The organism is Novosphingobium sp. BL-S-33, assembly GCF_056857025.1.
On sequence record NZ_CM166475.1, the window covers coordinates 954,417 to 978,361 of the forward strand.

General features: G+C 64.5%; 21 protein-coding genes. 9 read left to right on the plus strand and 12 right to left on the minus strand.

The genetic code is table 11. The features are described from left to right. Positions 1–137: 137 nt before the first annotated feature. On the plus strand, positions 138–2,612 hold the full coding sequence (locus tag AC1VVM_RS20835; RefSeq protein WP_482957308.1) for a TonB-dependent receptor: 2,475 nt from the start codon (positions 138–140) through the stop codon (positions 2,610–2,612). Continuing rightward, complete coding sequence (locus AC1VVM_RS20840) at positions 2,612–4,132, plus strand: CehA/McbA family metallohydrolase (protein WP_482957309.1); 1,521 nt, start codon at positions 2,612–2,614, stop codon at positions 4,130–4,132. The genes AC1VVM_RS20835 and AC1VVM_RS20840 overlap by 1 nt, the downstream gene beginning before the upstream one ends. A gap of 67 nt (positions 4,133–4,199) precedes the next feature. Here AC1VVM_RS20840 and AC1VVM_RS20845 read toward each other — a convergent pair whose 3' ends face one another. Next, positions 4,200–5,210 (minus strand): IS30 family transposase, encoded by a 1,011-nt coding sequence (locus AC1VVM_RS20845; RefSeq protein ID WP_482957310.1) that lies wholly within the window; start codon positions 5,208–5,210, stop codon positions 4,200–4,202. A 143-nt stretch (positions 5,211–5,353) separates the two neighbouring features. Beyond that, entirely contained in the window at positions 5,354–5,713 is a 360-nt protein-coding gene (locus tag AC1VVM_RS20850) for a hypothetical protein (RefSeq protein ID WP_482905657.1), read from the minus strand. A 229-nt stretch (positions 5,714–5,942) separates the two neighbouring features. Here AC1VVM_RS20850 and AC1VVM_RS20855 point away from each other — a divergent pair, with 229 nt between their 5' ends. Continuing rightward, a complete protein-coding gene (locus AC1VVM_RS20855) occupies positions 5,943–6,197 on the plus strand; it encodes a hypothetical protein (RefSeq protein ID WP_132391242.1) in 255 nt (84 codons plus the stop codon). Here the strand turns inward: AC1VVM_RS20855 and AC1VVM_RS20860 are convergent. From AC1VVM_RS20860 to AC1VVM_RS20880, 5 genes are all read right to left on the minus strand, one after another. Then, on the minus strand, positions 6,194–7,333 hold the full coding sequence (locus AC1VVM_RS20860; protein ID WP_482957311.1) for a hybrid sensor histidine kinase/response regulator: 1,140 nt from the start codon (positions 7,331–7,333) through the stop codon (positions 6,194–6,196). The genes AC1VVM_RS20855 and AC1VVM_RS20860 overlap by 4 nt on opposite strands. Continuing rightward, a complete protein-coding gene (locus AC1VVM_RS20865; RefSeq protein ID WP_482957312.1) occupies positions 7,330–7,935 on the minus strand; it encodes a chemotaxis protein CheB in 606 nt (201 codons plus the stop codon). Before AC1VVM_RS20865 ends, AC1VVM_RS20860 begins: the two co-directional genes overlap by 4 nt. Continuing rightward, a complete protein-coding gene (locus tag AC1VVM_RS20870) occupies positions 7,932–8,756 on the minus strand; it encodes a CheR family methyltransferase (protein WP_132391248.1) in 825 nt (274 codons plus the stop codon). The genes AC1VVM_RS20865 and AC1VVM_RS20870 overlap by 4 nt, the downstream gene beginning before the upstream one ends. Then, on the minus strand, positions 8,757–12,176 hold the full coding sequence (locus AC1VVM_RS20875) for a response regulator (protein WP_482957313.1): 3,420 nt from the start codon (positions 12,174–12,176) through the stop codon (positions 8,757–8,759). It abuts the gene before it with no gap. A 384-nt stretch (positions 12,177–12,560) separates the two neighbouring features. Then, positions 12,561–13,334, minus strand: coding sequence for a LysR family transcriptional regulator (locus AC1VVM_RS20880; protein WP_482957314.1), 774 nt, complete (start codon positions 13,332–13,334; stop codon positions 12,561–12,563). 122 nt (positions 13,335–13,456) lie between these two features. On the opposite strand from AC1VVM_RS20880, the gene AC1VVM_RS20885 reads away from it, so the two are divergent. After that, positions 13,457–14,653, plus strand: coding sequence for an HlyD family secretion protein (locus tag AC1VVM_RS20885; protein WP_482957315.1), 1,197 nt, complete (start codon positions 13,457–13,459; stop codon positions 14,651–14,653). Beyond that, the gene (locus AC1VVM_RS20890; RefSeq protein WP_482905663.1) at positions 14,650–16,182 is read left to right on the plus strand and encodes a DHA2 family efflux MFS transporter permease subunit; all 1,533 of its coding nucleotides are present in this window, start codon (positions 14,650–14,652) and stop codon (positions 16,180–16,182) included. The genes AC1VVM_RS20885 and AC1VVM_RS20890 overlap by 4 nt, the downstream gene beginning before the upstream one ends. A gap of 49 nt (positions 16,183–16,231) precedes the next feature. Here AC1VVM_RS20890 and AC1VVM_RS20895 read toward each other — a convergent pair whose 3' ends face one another. The 5 genes from AC1VVM_RS20895 to AC1VVM_RS20915 all read right to left on the minus strand — a co-directional run bounded on the left by AC1VVM_RS20895 (position 16,232) and on the right by AC1VVM_RS20915 (position 20,806). Beyond that, positions 16,232–17,956, minus strand: a complete 1,725-nt coding sequence (locus AC1VVM_RS20895; RefSeq protein WP_482957316.1) for a ShlB/FhaC/HecB family hemolysin secretion/activation protein — start codon at positions 17,954–17,956, stop codon at positions 16,232–16,234. After that, positions 17,953–18,504 carry an MBG domain-containing protein gene (locus tag AC1VVM_RS20900; RefSeq protein ID WP_482957317.1) on the minus strand — a complete coding sequence of 184 codons (552 nt, stop codon included), beginning with the start codon at positions 18,502–18,504 and terminating at the stop codon, positions 17,953–17,955. Before AC1VVM_RS20900 ends, AC1VVM_RS20895 begins: the two co-directional genes overlap by 4 nt. A 26-nt stretch (positions 18,505–18,530) precedes the next feature. Then, entirely contained in the window at positions 18,531–19,274 is a 744-nt protein-coding gene (locus AC1VVM_RS20905; RefSeq protein WP_482957318.1) for a two-partner secretion domain-containing protein, read from the minus strand. 411 nt (positions 19,275–19,685) lie between these two features. After that, the gene (locus tag AC1VVM_RS20910; protein ID WP_482957319.1) at positions 19,686–20,357 is read right to left on the minus strand and encodes a methyltransferase domain-containing protein; all 672 of its coding nucleotides are present in this window, start codon (positions 20,355–20,357) and stop codon (positions 19,686–19,688) included. A 35-nt stretch (positions 20,358–20,392) separates the two neighbouring features. Then, positions 20,393–20,806 carry a cupredoxin domain-containing protein gene (locus AC1VVM_RS20915; RefSeq protein WP_482905667.1) on the minus strand — a complete coding sequence of 138 codons (414 nt, stop codon included), beginning with the start codon at positions 20,804–20,806 and terminating at the stop codon, positions 20,393–20,395. A gap of 195 nt (positions 20,807–21,001) precedes the next feature. On the opposite strand from AC1VVM_RS20915, the gene AC1VVM_RS20920 reads away from it, so the two are divergent. Genes AC1VVM_RS20920 through AC1VVM_RS20935 form a run of 4 tightly spaced genes read left to right on the plus strand, consistent with a single transcriptional unit; the run spans position 21,002 to position 23,944 of the window. Further along, positions 21,002–21,418, plus strand: a complete 417-nt coding sequence (locus AC1VVM_RS20920) for a DUF2147 domain-containing protein (protein WP_482905668.1) — start codon at positions 21,002–21,004, stop codon at positions 21,416–21,418. Beyond that, complete coding sequence (locus tag AC1VVM_RS20925) at positions 21,415–21,645, plus strand: acyl carrier protein (RefSeq protein ID WP_482957320.1); 231 nt, start codon at positions 21,415–21,417, stop codon at positions 21,643–21,645. The genes AC1VVM_RS20920 and AC1VVM_RS20925 overlap by 4 nt, the downstream gene beginning before the upstream one ends. After that, positions 21,642–22,859: a beta-ketoacyl-[acyl-carrier-protein] synthase family protein gene (locus AC1VVM_RS20930; protein WP_482905670.1), complete on the plus strand. Its 1,218-nt coding sequence runs from the start codon at positions 21,642–21,644 to the stop codon at positions 22,857–22,859. The genes AC1VVM_RS20925 and AC1VVM_RS20930 overlap by 4 nt, the downstream gene beginning before the upstream one ends. Further along, positions 22,856–23,944, plus strand: coding sequence for a type III polyketide synthase (locus tag AC1VVM_RS20935; RefSeq protein ID WP_482905671.1), 1,089 nt, complete (start codon positions 22,856–22,858; stop codon positions 23,942–23,944). The genes AC1VVM_RS20930 and AC1VVM_RS20935 overlap by 4 nt, the downstream gene beginning before the upstream one ends. The last annotated feature ends 1 nt before the right edge of the window (position 23,945 follow it).

Consider the following 23,945-nt stretch of genomic DNA (forward strand, 5'->3'; position numbering starts at 1 on the left):
GCCAGTCCTTCCACGTCCTCCCCTCGAATGCCGCGAACCACTTCGCCCGAACCTGCGAAGCGGCGGGGCAAACGCGTGCAAGGGCCCATTCTGCTTCTTTCGAATGGCGCCGTTTCAGTGAGTTAAGGGGTAATTCCATGCGATCGTTGCTGCTGACATCTTCTCTCGTTGCCCTGGCGATTGCCGCCCCTGCCCGCGCGCAGGACGCCGCTCCCGCGCCCGCCCCTGCTGCCGATGCAGACAAGAGCGGCTACAACGAAATCATTGTCACCGGCCGCGCCGGTACCGGCGAACTGACCAAGGCGCAGACCAGCTATTCGGTCACCAATATCGACGAGGAAAAGCTTCGCCTCCAGGCGCCCACCAGCGTCACGGAATCGCTCAAGTCCGTCCCCGGTTTCTGGGTCGAGGCTTCGGGCGGCGAGGCCAGCGGCAACGTGCGCGCACGCGGCGTGCCGGTGGATGGCTTCGGCTCTATCCAGCTGCTGGAAGACGGCATGCCGGTCCAGCACGATCCGGCGCTGGGCTATCTCAATGCCGACCAAGCGTTCCGCCTCGATGAAACGATCGACCGCGTCGAAGTGGTGCGCGGCGGTCCCTCGGCGCTGTTCTATTCAAACGCTCCGGCCGGTGCCGTGAACTACATTCCGCGCCAGGTGGGCGATACGCCCGAAGGTCTGGTGAAACTGTCGGTGGGAGCGGACAGCCTCTACCGCGCGGATTTCTGGGTCGGCACGCCGATCGGCGACGGCTGGAAACTGGCCGCCGGCGGCTTCTACCGGGCCGAGGATGGCGTGCGCGATCCGGGCTTTACCGGCAATCAGGGCGGCCAGATCCGCGCCACGCTCTCGCGCGACTGGAGCAACGGCCACTTCAGCCTCGACGTCAAGCGGATGGATGACAAGGTCATCTTCTACACCGGCATTCCGATGACTTACGACAACGACGGCAATATTGTCGCGGTGAACGGTTTCAGCGGCCACACCGGTACTGTTGCCGGTCCCGAAACGCAGCTGATCAAGATGATCCAGGGCGACGGCAGCACTTATACTTTCGACAATACCGAAGGCACCCACGTCAAGCGCACGCAGATCTCGGGCAAGTTCGATTTCGAACCGGCCGACGGCTGGCGCGTCAGCGAGGCGATGCGCTACAACGACACCTGGACCCAGCGCAACGGCGTCTATCCCAATTCCATCCAGACCGCGCAGAGCCTGCTCGACTCCTCGTCGTCGCTGCTGTCGCTGGTGCCGGGCGCAAGCGCGCTGGGGCTGCGCTACACCACCAGCGGCGAGATGTTCGACACCGCGAACCAGAACGGCAACGGCCTCGTCATCGTCGGCGGCCTGCGCGGGATCACCATGCCGGTGAAGGAATTCATGAGCGACACGCGCATCGCCCACAAGTTCGACATGGGCGGGACGACCCACAACGTGACCTTCGGCTACTATTACGCGCACCTTGACGAGAGCTTCAGCCGCTATTCCTCGACCGCGCTGCTCGACGTGCAGGACAACGCCCGCCTGCTCGACCTCGTCGGGCTCGACAGCAGCGGCAAGGTGATCTCGCCGATCACCGACAACGGCATCTATCGCTACGGATACGAGTGGGAAGACGCGCATGGCCAGCAGACCACCAACGCGCTTTACCTCACCGACGAGTGGCAGATCACGCCTGCCCTGCGCATCGACGCCGGCGTGCGGTGGGAAACGATGAATACCCGGGGGACCGTCGGGCTGAAGAGCACCGTGAACCTCGGCACGTTCGCCACATCGAACATCCTGACCGGCAGCGGCGTCTATGCCAATTACGACGACACCTTCAGCCATGCCACGTGGACGGCGGGCGTGAACTACCAGTTCAACGACCGTTCCGGCGTCTTCGCGCGCTATACTTACGCCAACCGCCTGCCTAGCCTTGGCAACTACGTCACCAACGCCACCGCCACCCCCTATATCCAGACGATGAGCCTTGGCGAAGCCGGCTTCAAGTATGCCAGCCCGCTGGTCGAATTCTACGCGACCGGCTTCTGGACGCGGTACAACAACGTCAGCTTCACCAACTACATCTTCGACCTCAACGGCTCGACGACGAGCCAGACGCTCTATGCCGATACCCAGACGTTCGGCCTCGAACTCGAAGGCACGCTGCGTCCCACCTCGTGGTTCGACATCTCCGGCACGGCGACGCTTCAGGATCCGCGCTACAAGGGCCTGACCTATACCGACAACACCGGCGCGCTGAAGGACTTCGACGGCAAGCGCCTGATCCGCGTGCCCATCACCAGCCTTCGGGTCGTGCCGGGCTTCAATTTGCTGGATAACCGCCTGCGTCTTCAGGGGTCGGTGGAATACGAAGGCGCGCGCTACGTCGATACCGCCAATTCGGTGAAGCTGCCCGCCTATACCACCATCAACCTGAGCGCGAGCTTCGCGGTGAACGACCGCCTGACCGTCTATGGCTATGTCGACAACGTGAACAATTCGCTGGGCCTGACCGAGGGCAATCCCCGCGCAGGCGAAGTCCAGAACGGCGAGGCCGGGGCCAGCGTCTTCATTGCCCGGCCGCTGCTGGGCCGCAACTTCCGCGCCTCGGTCCTCTACAAGTTCTGATGGCCTTGAGAGCCCTTGCTCGCTCCGTCCTGCCGCTGCTCCTCGTCATGGGAGCAGCGGTTCCGGCCATGGCGGCTCCCGATGAGGCCAGCGCAAACGCGGCCGTTCGTCCTTTCGCAACGCTGACCGGCACGATGACGCGCGCCGACCACGAGCATTACCGCGAGATACCTTTCACCCTGCCCGCCGGAGTGACGCGGCTGACAATCCGCTTCAGCTACGAAGGCAGGGATCAGAAGGCCGCCATCGACATGGGGCTGATCGACCCCCAGCGCCTGCGCGGCTGGAGCGGCGGTGCGCGCAGCGGCATGACGCTGGCCGAGGCTGACGCGACGCCGGGTTACCTCCCCGGCCCGCTTCCTGCAGGCAAGTGGCACCTCCTGCTGGGCGTGCCGAACTTGCGCGTCGGCGCGCAGGCGCCGTGGAAAGCCGAGATCTTCGTCGAACGCGGCCCTGCCGTGACCTCGTTCGCCGACGCGCCGCTGAGCAACAGGCCCGGCTGGTATCGCGGCGACTTGCACATGCACACCGGCAACAGCGACGGCAAATGCAGCGCCCAGAGCGGCAAGCGGGTGCCTTGCCCGGTCTACCGCACGCTGGAAGCCGCTTCCGCGCGAGGCCTCGATTTCATTGCGGTGACCGACCACAACACCACCGCGCAATATGACGCCCTGCGCGAACTCCAGCCCGCCTTCGACCAGTTACTGCTCGTCCCCGGCCGCGAGATCACGACGTTCTACGGCCATGCCAATGTCTTCGGCATCACCGGCCTGCTGGACTGGCGGATGACCGCACCGAGCTGGGCCGAGGCGCGCAAGTGGATAGAGGCGGCGAACCGGGCGGGCGGCATCGTCTCGCTCAATCACGCCGGATCGCCAAGCGGAGAGAACTGCATGGGCTGCGGCTGGCGGGTTCCCGACGTCCCGCCCAGCGCAATCGGCGCGGTGGAAGTGGTCAACGGGGGGACGATGGCGGAAACGGGTCGGCCGGACAGTCCCAATCAGGGCATCGGCCTGTGGGACCGCCTCCTTGCCACCGGCGCGCATATCACCGGCATCGGCGGCAGCGACAACCATGACGCACCGCCAGCGGACAAGCTGCCCAACCCGGTCGGCACGCCGACGACAGTCGTTTACATGAGCGAGCTTTCCGTCCCCGCTTTCCTGGCGGGCATCCGTTCCGGCCGCGTCTTCATCGACATCGAGGGCACGGGCAGGCGCATGCTCGATCTTGCCGCCAGTGCGCAAGGCAAGACAATCCACATGGGCGGAACGCTTGAAGTGGCGGCAGGCGCCGACGTCAGCCTCACGCCGCAAGTGGCAGGCGTCACGCAAGGGACACTGGCGCTGCTGGTCGACGGCGTGGCGGCCCCCGATCTCACGCGCAGGATCGATGGCACGGACGGCGCAATGACGTGGCGCAGCGACGGCAAACGACACTGGATCCGCACGGAAGTCCGCGATGGCTCGGGCAGACTGATCCTGCTCGGCAATCCGGTCTATATCACTCCTGTCCGCTAGGAGGGATGGGGGACAAATCAGCCGTCACGGCAAAATGTCCCCCGCTCGCCATCCAACCCAAATCCCGTCATCCCCGCGAAGGCGGGGATGTGGATTCACATTCGAAGTGCAACGGTTGAAGAGAGCATGCCTCGGCGGGTGTTTTGAAGTCGAGGCATTTTCGCGGTGTATTGTTGTAGCGTTGGATGATGTCCTCAAAGTGGGCAGGCGAGAGATCCTCGATGTTGGTCTTGCGCGGCAGGTCGCGTCTGAGGCGGCCGATGGCGTTTTCGACGCCGCCCTTTTGCCATGGGGCGTGGGGGTCGCAGAAGAACGTATCGATGCCGAGACGGTGCAACCTGTGGTGCTGTGCAAACTCGGTGCCGTTGTCGAGGGTCAGGGTTTGGCGCAAGGCGGCGGGCCAGGGCCGCAGCATGGCGGCGAGCAGGTCGGCGGTGCGCCGGGCCTTTCGGTCGGGCGGATGGCAGATCAGGGTGTAGCGCGAGGAGCGTTCATGGGCGACGAGGATGGCCTGGCCGTATCGGGCGAAGAGCATGAAGTCGGCCTCCCAGTGGCCGGGCCGGGACCGATCCGCGGCCTCGTCCGGGCGCATGGCGATGGGTTGGCGCTTGGCGATGAAGCGGACCGAGGATCCGCCGGGCTTGCGGCGCCATCCGCGGCGGGCCTTGGCGCGGGGCAGATAATGGCGCCATGATCGATCGTTCGTCCGCCTGATCTGGGCATGGATGAAGCGATAGATGCTCTCGTGACTGATGATACGCACGCCGGCCTCGCGGGCCATGCGGCCGGCGATCTGCTCGGGTGACCAGCCGGCCGCGAGGCGGCCCAGCACGCCCTCGCGCAAGGCCTGATCGCGTTCGAGGCGCATGCCCGACCAGCGCCGGGCGCGCGCCTGCTCTTGCGCATAGCCGGGCCGATAGCCCACCGTGCTGCCGCTGTTGCGCTTCAGCTCCCGAAAGATCGTCGATGCCGAGCGATCCACAGTTGCCGCGATCTGGCGCAGCGATTGCCCGTCTTCATGAAGACGGGCAATCGTACACCGCTCTTCCAGATCAAGCTGTTCGTAAGCTCTTCCCATGACAACACCATAACCTGGTGTTGCACTTCGTTTGTGAACTTGGCGGATCCCGCTTTTTTGTCGCGAAACGAGAGGTTCCAAAGAAGCGGGGCCCCCGCCTTCGCGGGGGCGACGAAGTCGGGACGCCGTTCACACCGCCGGGCTCACTGATAGCGCAGCGTCTTCTCGAACCCCTCGTTGGCCTTGGTCATCTTCGCCAGCTTCCTGAGCTGACCGCGCACATGCCGCTCGAACCGGGCGTCGTCATAGATGCCCGTCACCCGGTACTCGTCCTGACCGATCAGTTCCTTCAGACGCTTGGCGAATGCGGCCTGATCGTTTGTGCAGTCCGCATCCTTCAGGCTCCGACAGACCCATTCCTCTGCCGCTGCCTTGTCGTAATCGTCCTGTGCCTCATACCCGCGCCTGTCCGCTGCGGCTTGATCCAGTTTCGCAGCCTCGAACCGGCGCGCCAGCCATTTGCGCACCTGTTCCCCATCCCATGCCTTTGCCGGATCGCTCATCACATTCTCCAAACTTTGGCGGCCATAGCCCAAACCCACAGGAAAAGGACAGAAACGAAGTCCGCAATGCGCAGCCGGCCCGGAACCAGATTGAACCGAAAAGGAGCCAATATTTCAGCGCTCTCCGACAAGTGACGATTTTTCGATTCTATGAGGTGTAAATACCGGAAGCGGCGCGAAGAAATTGTCGCGCGGCGAAGGGTAGCGACTACCTTGAAGGAATCGAGCGATGCCCACGATGCAGGACAAGCGACAGGACTTTCTCTGGCTCGTGCAACTCTGGATCCAGCGCGAAAGAGACATCACCGGCTGGACGGCAACCTGCGGCGATGCCGTCGCGGCCAGCTATCGCATTCCGGCATCCATGACCGCGCGGGATGCCGCTTTCGACTTCATGTCCTTCAACAGCGAGGCCTTCCGCGGCGACATCGAAAACAAGTGCCCCGCGTGGATGATGGGGCTGGACGATCCCCGCTATTGCTAGGGGAGAAGGTCCGCCCGCCTCGGTATCCGGACGGTGAACACGCTGCCCTTGCCCACGCCGCCGCTGGCCACGGTGATCGTTCCTCCGTGCAGGGCAAGCAGCTGATGCACCAGGGCGAGGCCGACCCCAAGCCCGCCCGCCGCGTGTTGCCGGTGATCGGGAACCTGCACGAAGATCTGGAAAATCCGCGACTGCATGTCGGCCGGAATGCCCACGCCGTTATCGGCGACCTCGATCTCCACGTGATCTGCCGCCGCGCGGGCGCGTAGCGAAATCTCGCCGCCGTTCGGCGTATATTTCGCGGCATTGTTGAGCAGGTTCGCAACGACTTGCGCCAAACGGGTGTGGTCGGCCTCAAGCCAGACCGGCTCGGCCGGAATGTCGGTCGTGAACTTGTGCCCGGCACTTTCCAGATTGTTCCGGCACCCCTGGATGGCAGAACGCAGGATGGTCTGGAGTTCGATGCGCTCCTTTTGCAGCGAGATCTTGCCCTCGCTGATACGCGCGGTGTCGAGGAGATCCTCGATAAGGCGCGAGAGGTGGAATATCTGAAGCTCCATGCTCTCGCGGATCGTCACGCTCTCGTCCGCCGAGCGGCGCTGCAGGAGTTGCAAGCCGGAACTGAGCGCCGCCAGCGGGTTGCGCAATTCGTGCCCCAGCACCGCCAGGAACTCGTCCTTGCGCCGATCCACTTCCTGAAGCGCCTGCGAGGCGGCTTTCAATTCGTCGCGCTGCGCCGCCACCAGCTGGCGCTGGCGGTGGAGTTCGAAGAAGACATTGGCCTTGCTGCGCAGGATGTCCGCCTCGATCGGCTTCTGGATGAAATCGACCGCGCCTGCCTCATAGCCACGGAAACGGCGTTGCTTGTCGGCGCTTCCGGCCGTGACGAAGATGATCGGAATATGCCGCGTACGCTCGCTGCCGCGCATGAATTCGGCAAGTTCGAAACCGTCGACTTCGGGCATCTGCACATCGAGAAACGCCAGCGCCACTTCGTGTTCGAGCAGCAATTCAAGCGCCTCGTCCGCCGAACGGGCGGTCAGCAGGACCAGTCCGTCGCGCTTCAGCAAGGCCGCAAGCGCGATGAGGTTCTCATCGAGATCGTCGACCAGCAGAAATTTAACCGGGGGAGTCATGCGCCCTCACCCTTCCCGACTTCCAGGAGAAAGTCCGCGATCCCGGCCAGCGACAGCACGCGCGCCTCGGGACATTCGGACAGCGCCGCCAGCGGCATCGCATCCGCATAGGCAATCGAGGGGTCTTCCACGAGCACGATGCCTCCCGCTTGGGCAATGGCGCGAAGTCCGGCGGCTCCGTCCTGGTTCGCGCCGGTAAGGACGATCCCGACAAGCGCACCGCCATAAGCGTCCGCCGCGCTTTCGAACAGCACGTCAATCGCCGGACGCGAATGGAGGACCGCCTCGTCGCTAGACAGCGACAGCGTGCCCCCGGCCTCCACCAGCAAGTGGTAATCCGGCGGCGCGAAATAGGCGGTGCCGCCCAGCACTGGCTCCTTGTCCTCAGCCTCGCGCACGGCGATCCGGCATTTGCCGGCGAACAGCGGCGCCAGCATGTTGCCGCCGTCCGCCGGGATATGGACCACGATCAGGATCGGCAGCGGGAACGTCGACGGCAGCGCAGGCAGGACCTCCGAAAGCGCCTGAATGGCGCCGGCCGAGGCGCCGATCACAACTGCGCGGGGAATGGGGGGACGAGGGATGGGAATATCGGCCGTCATACCTCGCGCTTTCTGTAGATTTTTTCCTCGCGCACGAAGTCGCTGAAGGCGTCGGCATGGGCCGAAAAGCGCATGCTTTCCTTGGCGCCCAGACCCATGAAGCCGCCGCGGATCAACGAATCCCGGAAAAGGCCAATGGCCCGGTCCTGCAACTCGCGGTCGAAATAGATCAGGACATTGCGACAGGAAATCAGGTGCATCTCCGAGAATACGGCATCGGTGACCAGACTGTGGTCCGAGAATACCACACGATCCCGCAGGCTCTTGTCGAAAACGGCGTTGCCATAGGCCGTGCTGTAATAGTCCGAGAGCGACGACCGACCGCCCGAGGCACGATGGTTTTCGGTGAAGGTCCTGATCCGGTCGAGCGAGTAGATCCCGCGCGAAGCCATGTCGAGCGCGTCCTGGCTGATATCGGTCGCGTAGAATAGCGTCCGTTCCTCCAGCCCTTCCTCACGGAACAGGATCGCGAACGAGTGCAGTTCCTCCCCCGCGCTGCACCCGGCGATCCAGACTTTGAGCGAGGGGTAGGTGCGCAAATGCGGCACCACTTTCTCGCGGATCGCCTTGAAGTACGACGGGTCGCGAAACATCTCGCTGACCTGGACCGTCAGAAAGCTCAGCAGCCGGGGCAGCATGGCCGGATCGTGCAGCAGGGCTTCCTGAAGACCCGAAAACGTCTCGAACCCAAGCTGCCCGCGCGCCTGACGCAGGCGGCGGCGCAGCGATGCCTGCGAGTATTTGCGGAAGTCGTAGTGGTAGCGCTGGAACAGCGCTTCCAGCAGCAACCGGATCTCGATATCCTCGACCGCGTCCGACATTTAGCGCGGCATCCAGACGCGGACGAGTGACAGCAGTTTGTCGACATCGAGCGGCTTGGCCATGTAGTCGTTCGCGCCCGCCTCGATGCAGCGCTGCTGGTCGTCCGGCATGGCCTTGGCCGTCAGCGTGATGATCGGCAGCTTCTTCCAGCGCGGATCGGTCCGGATCTCCCGCGTCGCCGTCAGCCCGTCCATCACCGGCATCATCACGTCCATGAGCACGAGGTCGATGGCCGTGCCGCCGTCAGCGGCCGATTTCTCCAGCTTGTCGATCGCGTCCCGTCCGTTCCTGGCAACCTCAATGATCGCGCCGCGCGGTTCGAGGATGTTGGTCAGCGAGTAGACGTTGCGCACATCGTCCTCGACCAGCAGGATCCGCCGTCCTTCGAGAATGGCGTCGCGGCTGCGCGCCTGCTGGATCATGCGCTGCTGTTCGGGCGGCAGTTCGGTCACCACCTGGTGGAGGAACAGCGTCACCTCGTCGAGCAGCCGTTCCGGCGAACGCGCGCCCTTGATGATGATCGAATCCGAATAGCGCCGCAGCCGCTGTTCGTCGTCGGGCGACAGGTCGTGCCCGGTATAGACGATCACCGGCAGGACGCCGTGGCGGCCTTCCTTTTTCAGCGTCTCCAGCAGCGCGAAGCCCGAGGCATCGGGCAAGTTCAGGTCGAGCACCATGCAATCGAAAGTCTCGCGTTCAAGCCGCTCCAGACATTCCGCCGCCGTGCCCACGCCCACCGTCTCCACGCCCGCCGTGGCGAGCAGGCTGGCGACGGCGTCGCGCTGCACCTGATCGTCCTCAACGATGAGGACCCGGCGCACGCTCTGCGCCATCTTGGCCGCCAGCGCCTTGAGCACTTCGACCAGCTCGTCGCGCTTCACCGGCTTGACCAGATAGCCGATCGCCCCAAGCGACAGCGCGGTCTGGGCATGGTCGCTCGCGGATACGACGTGGACCGGGATGTGCCGCGTGGCCCCGTCGCTCTTGAGGTGATCCAGCAGGACCAGCCCCGATTGATCGGGCAAGCCCAGATCGAGCACCACGGCATTGGGCTTGAACTGGCGCGCCAGTTCGAGCGCTTCGCCTGCGGTCCCCGCGACCAGACACTGGAAACCCAGTTCGCGCGACAGGTCGCGCACGATACCGGCGAAGCTTCCGTCGTCCTCGACCACCAGCAGGATCCGATCGGCGGCGCCAAGCCGCTCGCGGTCGTCCTCCACCCGGCGCGGCAGTCGCGCCGGGGCCTTGGGGACTTGCGGTTCCACGCGGCGAACCGCAGGCGTGCCCGCGGCGATTGCCAGCCCCTCGCTGCGCGGCGCGGCCGTCGGGTCGAGCGACAGCGGGATGGACAGCGTGAAACGGCTGCCTTCGCCGGGCTTGCTCTCCAGTTCGATTGCCCCGCCGAGCAGCCGCGCCAATTCCCGTGAAATCGACAGGCCCAGCCCCGTCCCGCCATATTGGCGGCTGATCGTGCCATCCGCCTGACGGAAGGCTTCGAAGACTTCGCGCTGTTGGTCCTCGGCGATGCCGATGCCGGTGTCACGCACCGAAATGGCGAGCCGATCCGCGCCGACGCGTGCAATCGAAAGATCGACCCGTCCCGCTTCGGTGAACTTGAACGCGTTGGAGAGCAGGTTCTTGAGGATCTGGTCCAGCCGCTGACGATCGGTATCGATCGTGTCGGGACAATCGGGGGATACGGCAATGCCGAATTCCAGCCCGCGCTCACTCGCCACCGGCTCGAACAGCTGCCGCATGTCGGTCACCAGCCGGTCGAGCGCGACAGTCTCCGGCCGGACCTGGACGTGACCGGCCTCGATCTTCGAAAGGTCGAGGATATCGTTGATCAGCGCCAACAGGTCATTGCCAGAGGACTGGATGGTAACGGCGTATTTCACCTGTTCTTCGGTGAGATTGCCCGCCGGATTGTCGCCCAGCAGCTTGGACAGGATCAGCAGCGAATTCAGCGGCGTCCGCAGCTCGTGCGACATGTTCGCAAGGAAATCGGACTTGTAGCGGCTGGCCCGCTCCAGTTCGCTGGCCTTCTGTTCGACCGCCGTGTTCGACCGCGCAAGGTCGTCGCGCTGGCTCTCTAACTGCTGCGCCTGCTCTTCCAGCTGGGCGTTGGTCTGTTCCAGCTCCACTTGCTGCTGTTCGAGCCGGACCTGCGATTCCTTGAGCGCGCGGCCCTGCTCTTCCAGTTCTTCGTTCGAGACGCGCAGTTCCTCGCTCTGGACTTGAAGCGTTTCCGACTGGCGCTGCGTTTCCTCCAGCAGGTTGCGCAGTTCGGTGCGGAACCTTGCGGAGCGCAAGGCGACGCCTATCGGCGCCGAAGCCTCCGACAGAAACGCCCCGGCCAGGTCATCGACAGGGCCCAGGAAGCCAAGTTCGATCACCCCATGCACCGCCTCGTCCGCACAGACCGGCGAGATCACAAGATGGCGCGGCTTGTCGTGGCCCAGCCCCGATCCGATGGTCAAATAGCCGTCGGGGATATCGCTCAGCACCGTATGTTCGCGCTCGGCTACGGCACGGCCGAGTAGTCCGTCCTTGATCGTGAAACTCTCCAGCACGCCCGCCTCGGCAGGCACGCCCAGCGTCGCCACCCGCTGGTAGCGCGCGCCGTCTCCCGCATAAATGGCGCCGCCCTGTGCATCGAGGAACTTGCTGAGGAACGAGAGAATGTTCTCGCCCAGTTGCCCGGTCGAAGGGTCCCCCAGCATGGCCGCGGCAAGCTGGGCCTGCCCCGCCTGAAGCCATTGCTGCCGGTCCCGCGCAATCGTCGCGCGGCGAAGCAGGAACGCGATCACCAGTGTCAGGGCAATGCCCAGCACGGTCGAGAGAACGCCGCTGGTCCAGGCGCTCTTGTAGGCGCCGTCCATTTCGTCGAGCCTGAGCTGGCGCAGCCGCAGTTCTTCCTGCTGCATCTCACCCAGCTGGGCACGGATCGCATCCATCTCGATCTTGCCGCGATCGGTGGAGACCACGGCAAGCGCCGCGTCGCGGCCCTGCTTGCGGCGCAAGTCGATGGTCTGCCCCAGCTCCGCCAGCTTCGCGTCCATGTGACGGCGAAGCGTCGCCAGTCTTGCCTGCTGCGAAGGGTTGTCCCGGGTGAGCGCACCGATCGCATCGAACTTGGAACCGAGCCGGGTAACCGCCGCCGTATAGGGCGCGAGATACTCCTCGTTACCCGTCAGCAGATAGCCGCGCTGGCCGGTTTCGGCATCCTGAATGACGGAAAGGAGTTCGTCGAGCGAGGCGATGACATCGTGCGAATGCGCGATCTTGCCGGTATCGTCGCGCAGCATTTCGATATTACGGAAGGCCACCGTGCCACTGATGAGAAAAAACAGCACCACGGCCACAAGGCCCAGCCACACCCGGCCATCAAGACCGGATTTTGGCCCGGATTTTGGCATCACCCTCTCGGGCGCCTGTGAAGGCGACATTTTCCCCAACCCCTGAAATCACAGAAAATTGGCCGCGAGCAGCGGCCATTCGTCCGACAAATCAAAATCGTCCGCCTGAGCGCGGACCATGCGACACCAAACGCATGAAGTCCGACATTGTTTCCCGGGCGCCGCGAAACTGCAACCCTCCCCGGCGGCATCGGGCGGCGGGCTACGGTTTCGTCAGCCGCCTCGCAGTTCGCAGGCCAGTTGCTCGACAAGGGTTTTCAGCCACTCCAGACCCGCATCCGATGTGGATTGCGAACGTGCGATCATGCTCATCTCGATGGCGATGCCCGGTTCGGCCGATTCCAGAATGGCGATCCCCGCGCGCTTCTGTTCGGATAGAGCAAGCTAGCGCGGGACGAGCGCGATGAGCTCGGATCGCGCCACCACGGCAACCGCCGTGAAAACATCGTAGACAATCGCAGGCGTCAGGTCCGAGCCGTGGATTTCGGCAGGAATTGTCTGCTCGGGAAGGTAGGGCGTCTCCAGACTGTCGTCCCCGGCCGAACGGGCAGGTGCGAAAGTGCGGACCGGGTCAAAGCCGATGTGCGGCAAGGCGAGGAGTTCCGCATGGGTGAGCCCGGCGGCAACCAGCGGATTTGACTGCGCGGCGATCCAGACCAGTTCCTCCCGAAGCAGGGTCCGGGACGCGATGCGCGCGGGCAGGCGCGTGAAGGCCCCCAGCGCAAGGTCGACCGTGCTGTCCTCCAGCAGGCCAAGCAAGTCCGTGCGAATGGGCATGGCGCGGAACGTGACCCCCGGCGCATGCTTGCGGGCTGCCGCGATCAGGCCCGGGATCAGCGAGGCGCAGAAGTATGTCGACGCCGCGATGGTGAACGTGCGGTTCGATGTCCGGGGATCGAAACCGCTGGGCAGGACAGCCTCGCCCAGCCGTGCCAGCCCTTCGCGGATGGCGGGAGCCATGGCGCGGGCGCGCGGCGTGGGTTGCAAGGTTCCGCCGGTCCGCACGAACAGCGGATCGCGAAGCAATTCCCGCAGGCGCCGCAGCGCATGGCTGACGGCGGATTGGGTCAGGCCCAGCCTGTCGGCGGTGCGCGTCACGCTGCGCAGTTCGAAGAGGACATCGAATACCGCAAACAGATTCAGATCGGGCTTCGTCATGAGTGCTATTCATACTGTTCAGAAATAATGTTCACTAGGCTAATAAATTGGCCTGCGCTACCTGACCGCTCCGGAGAGTTGCCGGGGGCGATTGACAGGTATGCTTCATGGAAGAGCACGGATTGAGAAACGAGCCATCAATCGCGGCTGACGGGCACGATGTACTGGGCGACGAATGGTCCGGCGATACCGTTTCAACGCCCGGACAGGCGCAAGTGGAGCAACCTCGGCAAGAACGGGTGGGGCAGCAGGAGCAGGCCAAGGGGGGATGGCTGCGGCGCGTGCGCAAGCCGTTGCTGGTCCTGATACCTCTGGCCGCCGTGATCGCCGGCGCGATGATCTATCTGGGCGGCGGCCGGTATGAGGAAACGGAGAACGCCTATCTCCAGTCCGGCCTCGTGGCGGTGAGCCCCAGAGTCTCGGGCGAAGTGGTGGAAGTGCCGGTTCGCAACAACCAGTTCGTTCACAAGGGCGACGTGCTGTTCCGCATCGATCCGGCGCCTTACCAGACCGCCGTGGCCGAGGCCGAGGCGCAGCTTGCCGGCGAAGTGGCCGAGGTCCGCCGGCTGCGCGCGAACTATGCGCAGGGCCAGTCGGAACTGGCGACGGCCCGGCAACGCGCGTTCTTTGCCGACCGGGAAGCAAAGCGCCAGCACGACCTCGTGGGGGAAGGCATTTCCAGTCAGGCCCAGTACGATCAGGCGCTGCTCGCGCTGCGGACTGCCCAACAGGCGATCCAGACCGCGACGCAGCAGAATGCCGCCGTTGCAGCCTCGCTCTCGGGTTCGGTCGATGCGGCGGACCAGACGCAGCCCGCCGTCCGGCGTGCCGAAGCCGCACTGGAGCGCGCCCGGCTCAACCTTCGCTATACGACCGTTCATGCCGCGCAGGACGGCGTCGTGACAAAGGTCGACCAGTTGCAGACCGGTAGCGCCGTCACCGCCGGGAAGCCGGTCTTTTCGCTGGCGGCCACGCGCCTGTGGGTAGAGGCGAACTTCAAGGAAGACCAACTGCGCTACATGCGTCAGAGGCAGCCCGTGACCATTGCCGTGGATGCGTTTCCCGACGTCCGGCTCAAGGGCCATGTCGCCAGCTTCAGCCCGGGAACGGGAAGCCGCTTCGCGGTCCTGCCCGCAGAGAATGCCACGGGCAACTGGGTGAAAGTCGTCCAGCGCCTGCCGGTGGAGATCGCGCTCGACCGGGTCCCGCAAGACGTGCCGATGCAGGCAGGACTCAGCGCCACGGTAACCGTCGACACCGGCCATGAGCGCCACCTGTTCGGCCCCGATACCACCTCGCGGCCCCACGCCCAGCGATGAGCACGGACGCCGGTCAGGCCTACCCGGACAGCACCACGCGCATTCTCATCACCGCCTCCACGATGGTCGCCTCGATGATGAATTCGCTGGATTCCACGATCGCCAATGTGGCGTTGCCGCATATGCAGGGCAGTCTCAGCGCGGCCAGCGATCAGATCACCTGGGTCCTGACCTCCTACATCATCGCCGCCGCCATCGGCACGCCGCTGACCGGATGGCTCGCTGGCCGCTACGGTCGCAAGCGGTTGATGCTGTGGTCGCTTGCCGGTTTCGTGATCGCCTCGGGCCTGTGCGGCATAGCCTCGAACCTGGGCGAGCTGGTTGCCTTCCGGCTCTTGCAGGGGCTGTCCGGTGCCGCGCTGGTACCGATGAGCCAGGCCATCCTGCTCGACATCAACCCGCCCGAACGGCATGGTCAGGCGATGTCGATATGGGCCATGGGCGCCGTGCTGGGGCCGATCATCGGCCCTGCTCTGGGCGGCTGGCTGACCGACAATTTCGATTGGCGCTGGGTATTCTTCATCAACCTGCCGATCGGCATGATCGCCTTTGCGGGCCTGTTCGTCTTTCTGGGCGAAACGCGGTCGAGCCGCGTGCGGCTGGACATTCTGGGCTTCACCCTGCTGGCCCTGACGCTCACCTGCTTCCAGCTGATGTTGGATCGCGGCCAGCAGCTCGACTGGTTCTCGTCTACGGAGATCTGCATCGAGGCGACAGGCGCGGCGGTGTTCTTCAGCATGTTCCTGGTCCACACCCTCACCGCCGATGAACCGTTCATCAAATTGAGCCTGTTCGCCGATCGCAACTTCGCATCCGCTCTGGTCTTCAGTTTCTTCATCGGCGTGCTCGTCTACGGCGTGCTGGCGCTGCTGCCGCCGATGCTGGAGCAACTCCTGCACTATCCGGTGATCCACACCGGGCTGGTGACGGCGCCGCGCGGATTGGGCTCGATGATCTCGATGCTGCTGATAGGCTCCGTCGTCCGCTTCGTCGACCCGCGTATCCTGCTGGCGGTGGGCATCTCGCTGGCAGCCTGGTCAACCCATATGATGAGCGGTTTTTCGCTCGCCATGGACGAGCAGATGATCGTCGTTTCCGGGTTCCTGCAAGGCATGGCAACCGGCATCATCTTCGTGCCGCTCTCGACGATTGCCTTCGCCACCCTGAGCCCGGCGATGCGGAACGAAGGCGCGGCCATGTTCACGCTGATCCGCAGCATCGGCTCGGCCGTAGGCATCTCGGTGCTTCAGTTCATCACGATCCGCAACGCTGCAGTGGTTCACGCGCGGCTTGTCGAAAACGTGCGGCCGGACAATGCCCAGCTGGCGCAGGCGATGCCCGATGTGGATTTCTCTTCGGCGACCAGCCTCTTGCGCCTCAATGCCGAAATCACCCGGCAGGCATCGATGGTTTCCAACATCGATACGTTCCACCTGCTCTTCATCACCGGGCTCGTGCTGCTGCCGCTGATCCTACTGATGCGCCCAACCAAACCGTCAGGCAGTTCGCCCGCCGTTCACATGGATTGACGATAGGACATGACCCATGCCGGTCCGCCCGGCATCTTACGATCGGTCCCTAAAATCGCTGGGTCACGTTGAACAGGAAACGGGTATCGTGGCGGCAGTTGAGGCAGTCGGCCGGATCGCCGGTTAGCTGGTGGCTGACTTCGGGATTGAAGCTCAGCGCCTTAAGCAGGTTGAGGCGCAGGCCGAGGCCGATGGTGGAGAGATCGTTCCAGTCATAGGGGCTCTTCGTCACATCGGACGCGAAGCCGTAGTCGTAGCGGCCGTAGATCTGGAAGCCGGTGAGCCACTTGTTGGAGAGTTCGTGGCCATAACGAAGTTCGCCCCGGACGCTGAGGCCGCTGTCCCCGGTGATCGCGCCCGGCGGATAGCCGGTGCCGTTGCGCGGGCCGCCGACGCCGAAGCGTTCGGTGGTGGGCAGCGGATCGTTGCTCCACTGGAAGTCCATCTGGCCGAAGACGGCGAAATGCCCAAAAACCGGTTGCAGGCGCGCAAGGCTGCCGCTGATGTAGAAGAAGTTGCCATCGGCGTTCACGCGGACCAGTCGCGGATCGTCGCGCTCGCTCGATCCCAGAACGCTCAGCCCCATGTTGAACAGAACGTCCAGCATGGTGACCGCGCCCGTGCCGTCCACCACGTCATAGGTGAAGCGTGGCTGGATCATGCGGACATGTTCGCGCGTGGGATTGCGGATGTCGTCCGGCAGGTCGGTCACGCGGTTTTCAAGGTCGCGCCAGATCAGCGAGATGCGGGCCGAGAGGTTGTCCGTGCGGGAGCGGATGATGGGCTGGAAGAACGTGATCCGGCCTTCGAAATTGTCGCTGCGGGTGTGGAAGGGGAAGACTTCCTCAGGCAGGTCGGGCTCGGACTGGCTGTACTGCGCGGCGAACTGGATGGTGTTGCCGGCAAAGGGCCCGCCGCGATTGACCGGCAGGGTAAGCGCGCCCTGAAAGTAGAACATGGTCTTGTCGACGATATCGCCCGCGCCGGTAAGGTCGAGCTGCTCACCCATGCCAAGCCGATCGTATGCGCTGACACCCGCCGACAGCGCATAAGGGCCAAGGAAGCGCGACCCCTGGTTGTCGAAGCTGACGAAACCCTCGAACGGCAGCCGCTGCGTCACGATTTCAAGGTCGGCGGCGCCGAACGTGGTGGACGACGGACGCAGGACACTCTGGACGTTGATGCCGGGGATGTCGCCGATCAGCAGCACATTGCGCTCCAGATCCCGCGCACTCAGCGGGCGCGAGCCGGAAATATTGGCGGCAAGGTTGCGTGACAGCCGCTCGGGACGGGGCGGCGTGCCGCTGAACTCCACTTTGTCGATAAAGCCTTCGACCACGCGCAGCGAGATGCGGCCGTCAGAAATGTCCTGCGGCTCCACCACCGCCAGCGCGAGCAGATAGCCGTCGCGCCGGTAACGGGCCGTGATCTTTTCCGCCAGCGCGTAGAGGTCGCTCAGGGCCACTTCACGGCCGATCAGGTCCGTGTAGAGCGGTTTCAGGTCCTCTTGCGTGTAAACAGTCATCCCGGGGAACGAGACGTCCTTCAACACGAAGCGCACCTGCTCGGCACCGGGCGGCGGGGCCGTAGGCGAGACCGGGGGCGGCAGTTCCTGCGCATTGTCACGCTGCGGCGGGGTTTGCGGCTCGAAACGCCGCTGCGCCTGCGGCACTTGCGCAGCGCCCGGAAGAGCTTGCGCGAAGGCACCGCCGGTGGGCGCCAGACAGCACAGCGCGAACGCGGCGCTGCCGCACGTGCGGACAAATGGCATCATCTGCGGGTCGTCCAATAGTCCGTGAGGAAACCTTGGGCCTGGCAGGCCACGGCGTCGGTCAGCGATGCAGCCGCGCAGGGCGGCGCGCCCTCGGGCCGCCGGTCGGCATGCTGGCCGGTCCGATCGTTGTCCACCGCGCGCCAGTCGGTCGCGGCGGCGCCGTTCTCGATCATCACATAGCCCAGCGCATAGCTGCGCATCAGCGGATCGGGGATATAGGGATTTTCATAGCGCGTGGTGCGATAGACCGCGTCTCCCGGCGTATCCGGATCACGGCCGCGCTGGATATAGTCGATCCGCCACGGATCGTAGGATTGCGCCGTGAGCGTATCCAGACCGCCAGGGCGTTGAACGATCGTGAACAGGCCTTCCACGAACTGCAATTCGTAATTGCCGCTGAGGAGGGACAGATTGCCTTGCCGGATCGGGAACGTGCCGATGTCCTCGCCGGGATCGCGAAGGAGCTGGCCCGTCACCACGTCGATGGAATCGCCGTTCTTGAGGCCGTCCACGCGATAGGTCAGCAGCGGATCGGGTTCGCCGACCACTTTGCCGTTGGGATCGGCCGTAACGATCAGTCTGGCACCACGCTGCCGCCGTCCGCCGAAATGATCCCGCTGTTGGCCACGAGCGCACCAGCTTCGTTGGGGCGTCGGGTCACCGGATCGGTGATCGCCACCTGCACCAACCCGTCACCGGTAAAGTCGATGGTCGCCGCCGATCCCGCACCCAGCGTGACCGAGCCGAGGCGGGCCTGAATCAGCCCGTCATTGGCGACGCTCCCGCCCAGCAGCGCAACGAAACCCCCGTCCGCGACTTTTATCCGGCCCGAGTTGCGCACTTGCGCGGAGGAATCGCCCGAACCGGTCAGCACCAGCCTGCCGCTATCGAGAAAGCTCCGTTCGTCGACATTGAGCGTAGTCGCGACCAGCGAACCGACATCGATGCGGGCATTGCCGCCGAACACCACGCCGTTGCCGTTCTGGATGATGACGCGGCCATTGGCGCTGATGGCTCCGTCGATCGAACTCGCGGTGGCGGAATGGACGCGGTTGAGCGTGGCCGACTGCGCGTCAGGCTGCGCGAAGACGACCGATTCCTGCCTGGCGACATCGAAACTCGCCCAGTCCACCACGCCGCGCGGGGCCGATTGGGTAACGGTCGTCACCGTGCCGCTGCGGCTGACGGCCATGGTGGACGAATCGTAGACGGCCCCTGCGGGTCCTGCTGATGCGGCGTGGGCAGCGAGGCTGGAGCATCCTGCGAAAACCGAACACCCCAGAAGGAGCACTTGCCTTGCGCGAAGCATCTGCGTCATCGGGCACCCGCCTCCATCGCTTCCGGCCGCGCAAACGATAAAGAATGATCGCGCCCGAAATCAGTGAAAACCCTAAACCAGGATACATTGTACGGTAAGCAAAATCAGTTCCATGTATGCACATGAAATCTGGAGAGAGTCTACCCTATAGTCATATAGCTAACAGATTAACTCGCCGCAGAAGTGTAATAATATTCGATGCAAACTTGTTATGAGCGCCCGCCACCCGTCATTATTGAGCGCAACAGACAAACTGCGCACCCTCTCTCGAACACTACTGTTTTCGTCTATTCTTGGAACGGGATGCCGTTTCCATCCAGCTCAAGCGCTCAAAGATGCGAAGCATGGCCGGAAACGGAGACACAATCCGCCCGAGGCATGGCCTTCAGCAGCTCTGCGTGGAACGTCCCGCTATAGGTCTGCGCGTTGGAACACGCGTTCGACGGCAATGCGAAAAGGAGCGCGGCGGACTATGCGTGCAGCCTCGGGATCGATCCCGGCATTGGCCAGAACGGGAGGCCATTCGCCCGGACGCATGGAGCGCGCGATCGAGAGCCGCCCATCCTCGCGCACGATGCGGTGCACGCCCATGGCGCGGGCCAGCCATGGAAATCCGTGGTAGGCGAAAAAATGGCGATGCAGGTCGCAGATCAACCATCCCTTGCAAGCCTCAGCTTCCATGTAGCGCACAAAGCGCTCCAGTTGATCGTCGCTCATGTGATGGGCAACCTGGCTGCTGACGATGAAATCGAAGCGTTCGGGTTGCTCGGCATAGTCTCCGGTGCGGTAATCGATGTTGAGGCTCGCCGGTGTCGCCGCCCGGGCCAGTCCCTCGCTCGCGGGGTTGAGATCGACCCCCACCAGCCTTGCGGCGATATTCCGCTTCGCCGCCCACTTCGCAACCGTGCGTAACTGGTCGCCATAGCCGAAGCCGACGTCCAGCAGGCTGAACGACCTGCCCTCGCCAAGCGCGCGCGCCAGGAAGGCGGTTGTCGAATGCGCCGTGAAAGTCCAGCGATTGACCCGCCCCAGATCGCGCAAGACCTTGCCATAGACACGCGGGTCAAGGTCCAGAGCATCCATCTGCTCTTCCTGGCGGGACCGGACGGACAGGCTGTTCACTGCACCACGATCTCGCCGGTCATGCCGAAGGAGCTGTGCATGAAATGCGTGCAGCGCAGCTTGTAGGTTCCCGCGTGCGGCATGACGAAATGGACATCGACGCTCTGCCCGGCATCCAGCCCAATCTTGCCGCCCGAGACTTTCGCACGGTCCGCGTCCATCACCTTCGCCGCCGCGAAGAATTCCTGCGCCGCGAAATCATGCCCGCCCGACGCCCGGTTTTGCAGGCGCAGATCATAGGCCTGCCCGGCCTTCAGCGTAATCTTGTCGGGCGTGAACTTGAAGTTGGAAAGCTCCACGGAGACGACCTCGGCGTGGGACCAGTCCGGCGGGCCCGGCGGACTTTGCGCGGCAGCCGGTGCGGCAGCAAGCATCAATACGCCGATGGCGATCCCATCACGAACAATCATGTGCCAAACTCCTGCATCCTTTTGACCGCACAAACTTTTCCCGGCCCTCTTTCCGGCTGGGGCCAGCAAAGGTATCTCACCATTCGGTCATGCGTTGAACCGCTATCTACCCCTTCGCAGGGCTTGCCGGAACCGGAGAAAGCGCGCAGTCTCCGAAATGTATCGCGTGGGAGCGTAGCGATGAAGGGCATATGCATGGCGATGGCGTGTGCACTCGCAATTTTGGGCTCCCCGCAAACGGTTGCGGCACAAACGGGCGTCTATGGCCGGTGGCTCACCGATGACGGGGCTGGCGTGGTTGAAATCGCTCCATGCGGCAGCGCGCTTTGCGGCAAACTGGTAGCCGTGCTCGATCCCAAGGCCCCCGCGCACGACATCAACAATCCGGATCCCGCGCGCCGCGCCCTTCCGCTCGTCGGCGTTTCCATTCTGACCGGCCTCGTGCGAAGCGGGGACGGGTGGAGCGGCGGTCAGGCTTATGACCCGAAGGCAGGCCGCACGTATCGTGCTTCCATCCATCTGGCGCAGGACGGCAGGCTCGACGTGACCGGCTGCCTCCTCTTCGCCTGCCGCACCAAACACTGGACCCGGTTCAAGGAGAAACACGGATGACCTATGAAGATATCCTGGCCCTGATGGCCAAGGAAACGGGACTTCCGGTCGAAAAGCTCCAGCCGGATACCACGCTCGCCACGCTCGACATTTCGTCCATCGATCTGGTCAGCATGCTGTTCGAGCTTGAGGACCAATACGGGATCGAACTTCAGCCCGAGGAGCTCACGCGCGAGATGACCTTGCGCCAACTGTTCGAACGCATCGGGGTTGCCGTGCCGCAATGAGCGAACGCGTCCTCATCACCGGCATGGGCTGCGTCAGCGGGCTCGGCTACGGCATTGCCGCGAACTGGCAATCCGTGCGCGAGGGACGCACCGCAATCCGTCCGCTCGCGCCATCGGCGCCGCCGGGCATAGCGGCGTGGGTTGACGAAGCGGCGGGGGAAGCGCCGTTGCTCAAGGCCATGGAGCCGGAACGCCTGCGCCGACTGGGGCGGCTCGACAGGCTTTCCGAATTCGCCCTCGAAGCCGGGCTGGAAGCCGTTGCCAATGCCGGGCTGGCGCAGCATCCGTCACTGGCGCAGCGGACCGCAATCGTGCTGGGGTGCGGCAGCGGCGGCAACACCACGGTCGAAATCGCCTACGAACGGCTCTTCGGCCAAGGCCAGCCCAAGGCCCATCCCCAGACCATTCCCAGTTCGATGATCGCGGCGCCCGCCGCCCATCTGTCCATGCTGCTGGGCGTCCACGGCCCTACCCTGACTTTGTCCGGCGCCTGTGCCTCGTCCGCCCAGGCACTGGGCGAGGGCATGCACATGATCCGCGCCGGACGCGCCGATATCGTGATCGCGGGCGGGGCGGAGGCATGCCTCACGCGCGGTTCGCTCGCCGGTTGGCAATCGCTCGGCGTGCTGGCGCCTGACACCTGCCGCCCGTTCTCGCGCGATCGCCGCGGCATGGTCCTCGGTGAGGGGGCCGCCGTGCTGGTGCTGGAGAGCGAACGCCACGCTCGGGCTCGCGGCGCGACCATCCACGGCGAACTGGCCGGCTACGGCACATCGAGCGATGCCGCCCACATGACCGCGCCCGATGTCGACGGGATTGCCGCCGCGATCCGCGCGGCGCACGAAGATGCCGGCATTCCCGGTGAGGCCACGGCACTCATATCGACGCATGGCACCGGCACCGGACTCAATGATCCGGCCGAAACGGCCGCCATGCACCGGGTCTACGGCTCCGCGCTCGCACGCCATCGGGCGATCGCGACGAAATCCGCGCATGGCCACATGATCGGCGCGACCGGCGCTATCGAGTTCCTGATCGGCATGATGGCGCTTGGCGAAAGCGCCGCCCCTCCCGTGCTCAACTACCTCGGCCCCGATCCCGAGTGCGACCTGCCGCTGGTACTCGAGCCCGAAGTCTTTGAACCGGAAGTTCTGATATCGAACAGCTTCGCCTTCGGCGGGCTCAATTCGGTTCTGGTGGGGCGGCGCGCATGACATCCACCGTGGCCCGCATCAACCGTATCGGAACGGCCAATCCGCCGTTCGAGGTGCACGACGCGTTCCTTCGCTTCGTCGCCTCGGAACTTCCCGACGAACGCACGCGTCATGTGTTCGAGCGCATGGCCGCGCGTTCCGGGATCGAGCGGCGCTTTTCCTTCCTCCAGCCGGTGGTGCAGGAAGACGGTACGGTCGTGGAGACCGGCGGGTTCTACGGCAGCGGCCCCTGGCCTTCGACCGGCACCCGCATGAAACGCTACGAGCGCGACGCACCCCGCCTCGCGCTGGAAGCGATAGCTGCGCTCGACGGGGATATCGGCAAGGCAGGCATTACCCACCTCATCGTCGCCTCTTGCACCGGATTCATGGCCCCCGGGCTGGATCAGGTCATCATGGCCGAGGCCGGCCTCGATCCCGGCGTGGAGCGTACGGTCGTGGGCTTCATGGGCTGTTATGCAGCGGTCAATTCGCTGCGGTTGGCGCATCATATCGTCCGCTCCGAGCCCGCCGCGCGCGTGCTGGTGGTGACGATCGAGCTGTGCAGCATCCATTTCCAGCGCAACCACGATCTGCCCAGCCTGCTCGCGATGCTCCTGTTCGGAGACGGTGCGGCTGCGGCGCTGGTCACCGCCGAGCCCGGGGGGATCGCCCTGCACGACTTCCGGGCCGCAACGATACCGGGAACCGCCGATGCGATCACCTGGAACATTCGGGATCAGGGCTTCGACATGCACCTCGGCGGCGAAGTTCCCGCGCGCATTGCCGCCGCGCTCGCCGCAGATGCCATGCGTAACGACGGGCATGGCCTGCTGCGCGGGCAATCGCCCGAGGACTTCGCGCTATGGGCGGTCCATGCGGGGGGGCGCACCATCCTCGACGCGGTGGAGCACGGGTTCGCCCTTGGGCCCGAGGCGCTTGCCCCGTCCCGGTCCATCCTGCGCGACCGGGGCAACATGTCGTCCGCGACGCTGATGTTCATTCTGGCCAAGATGCTGGCGGACGAGGCGCGAGGTCCGGGCATGGCACTGGCCTTCGGCCCGGGCATGGCGGCGGAAAGCTTCCGCTTCACCATCGAGGATTGAG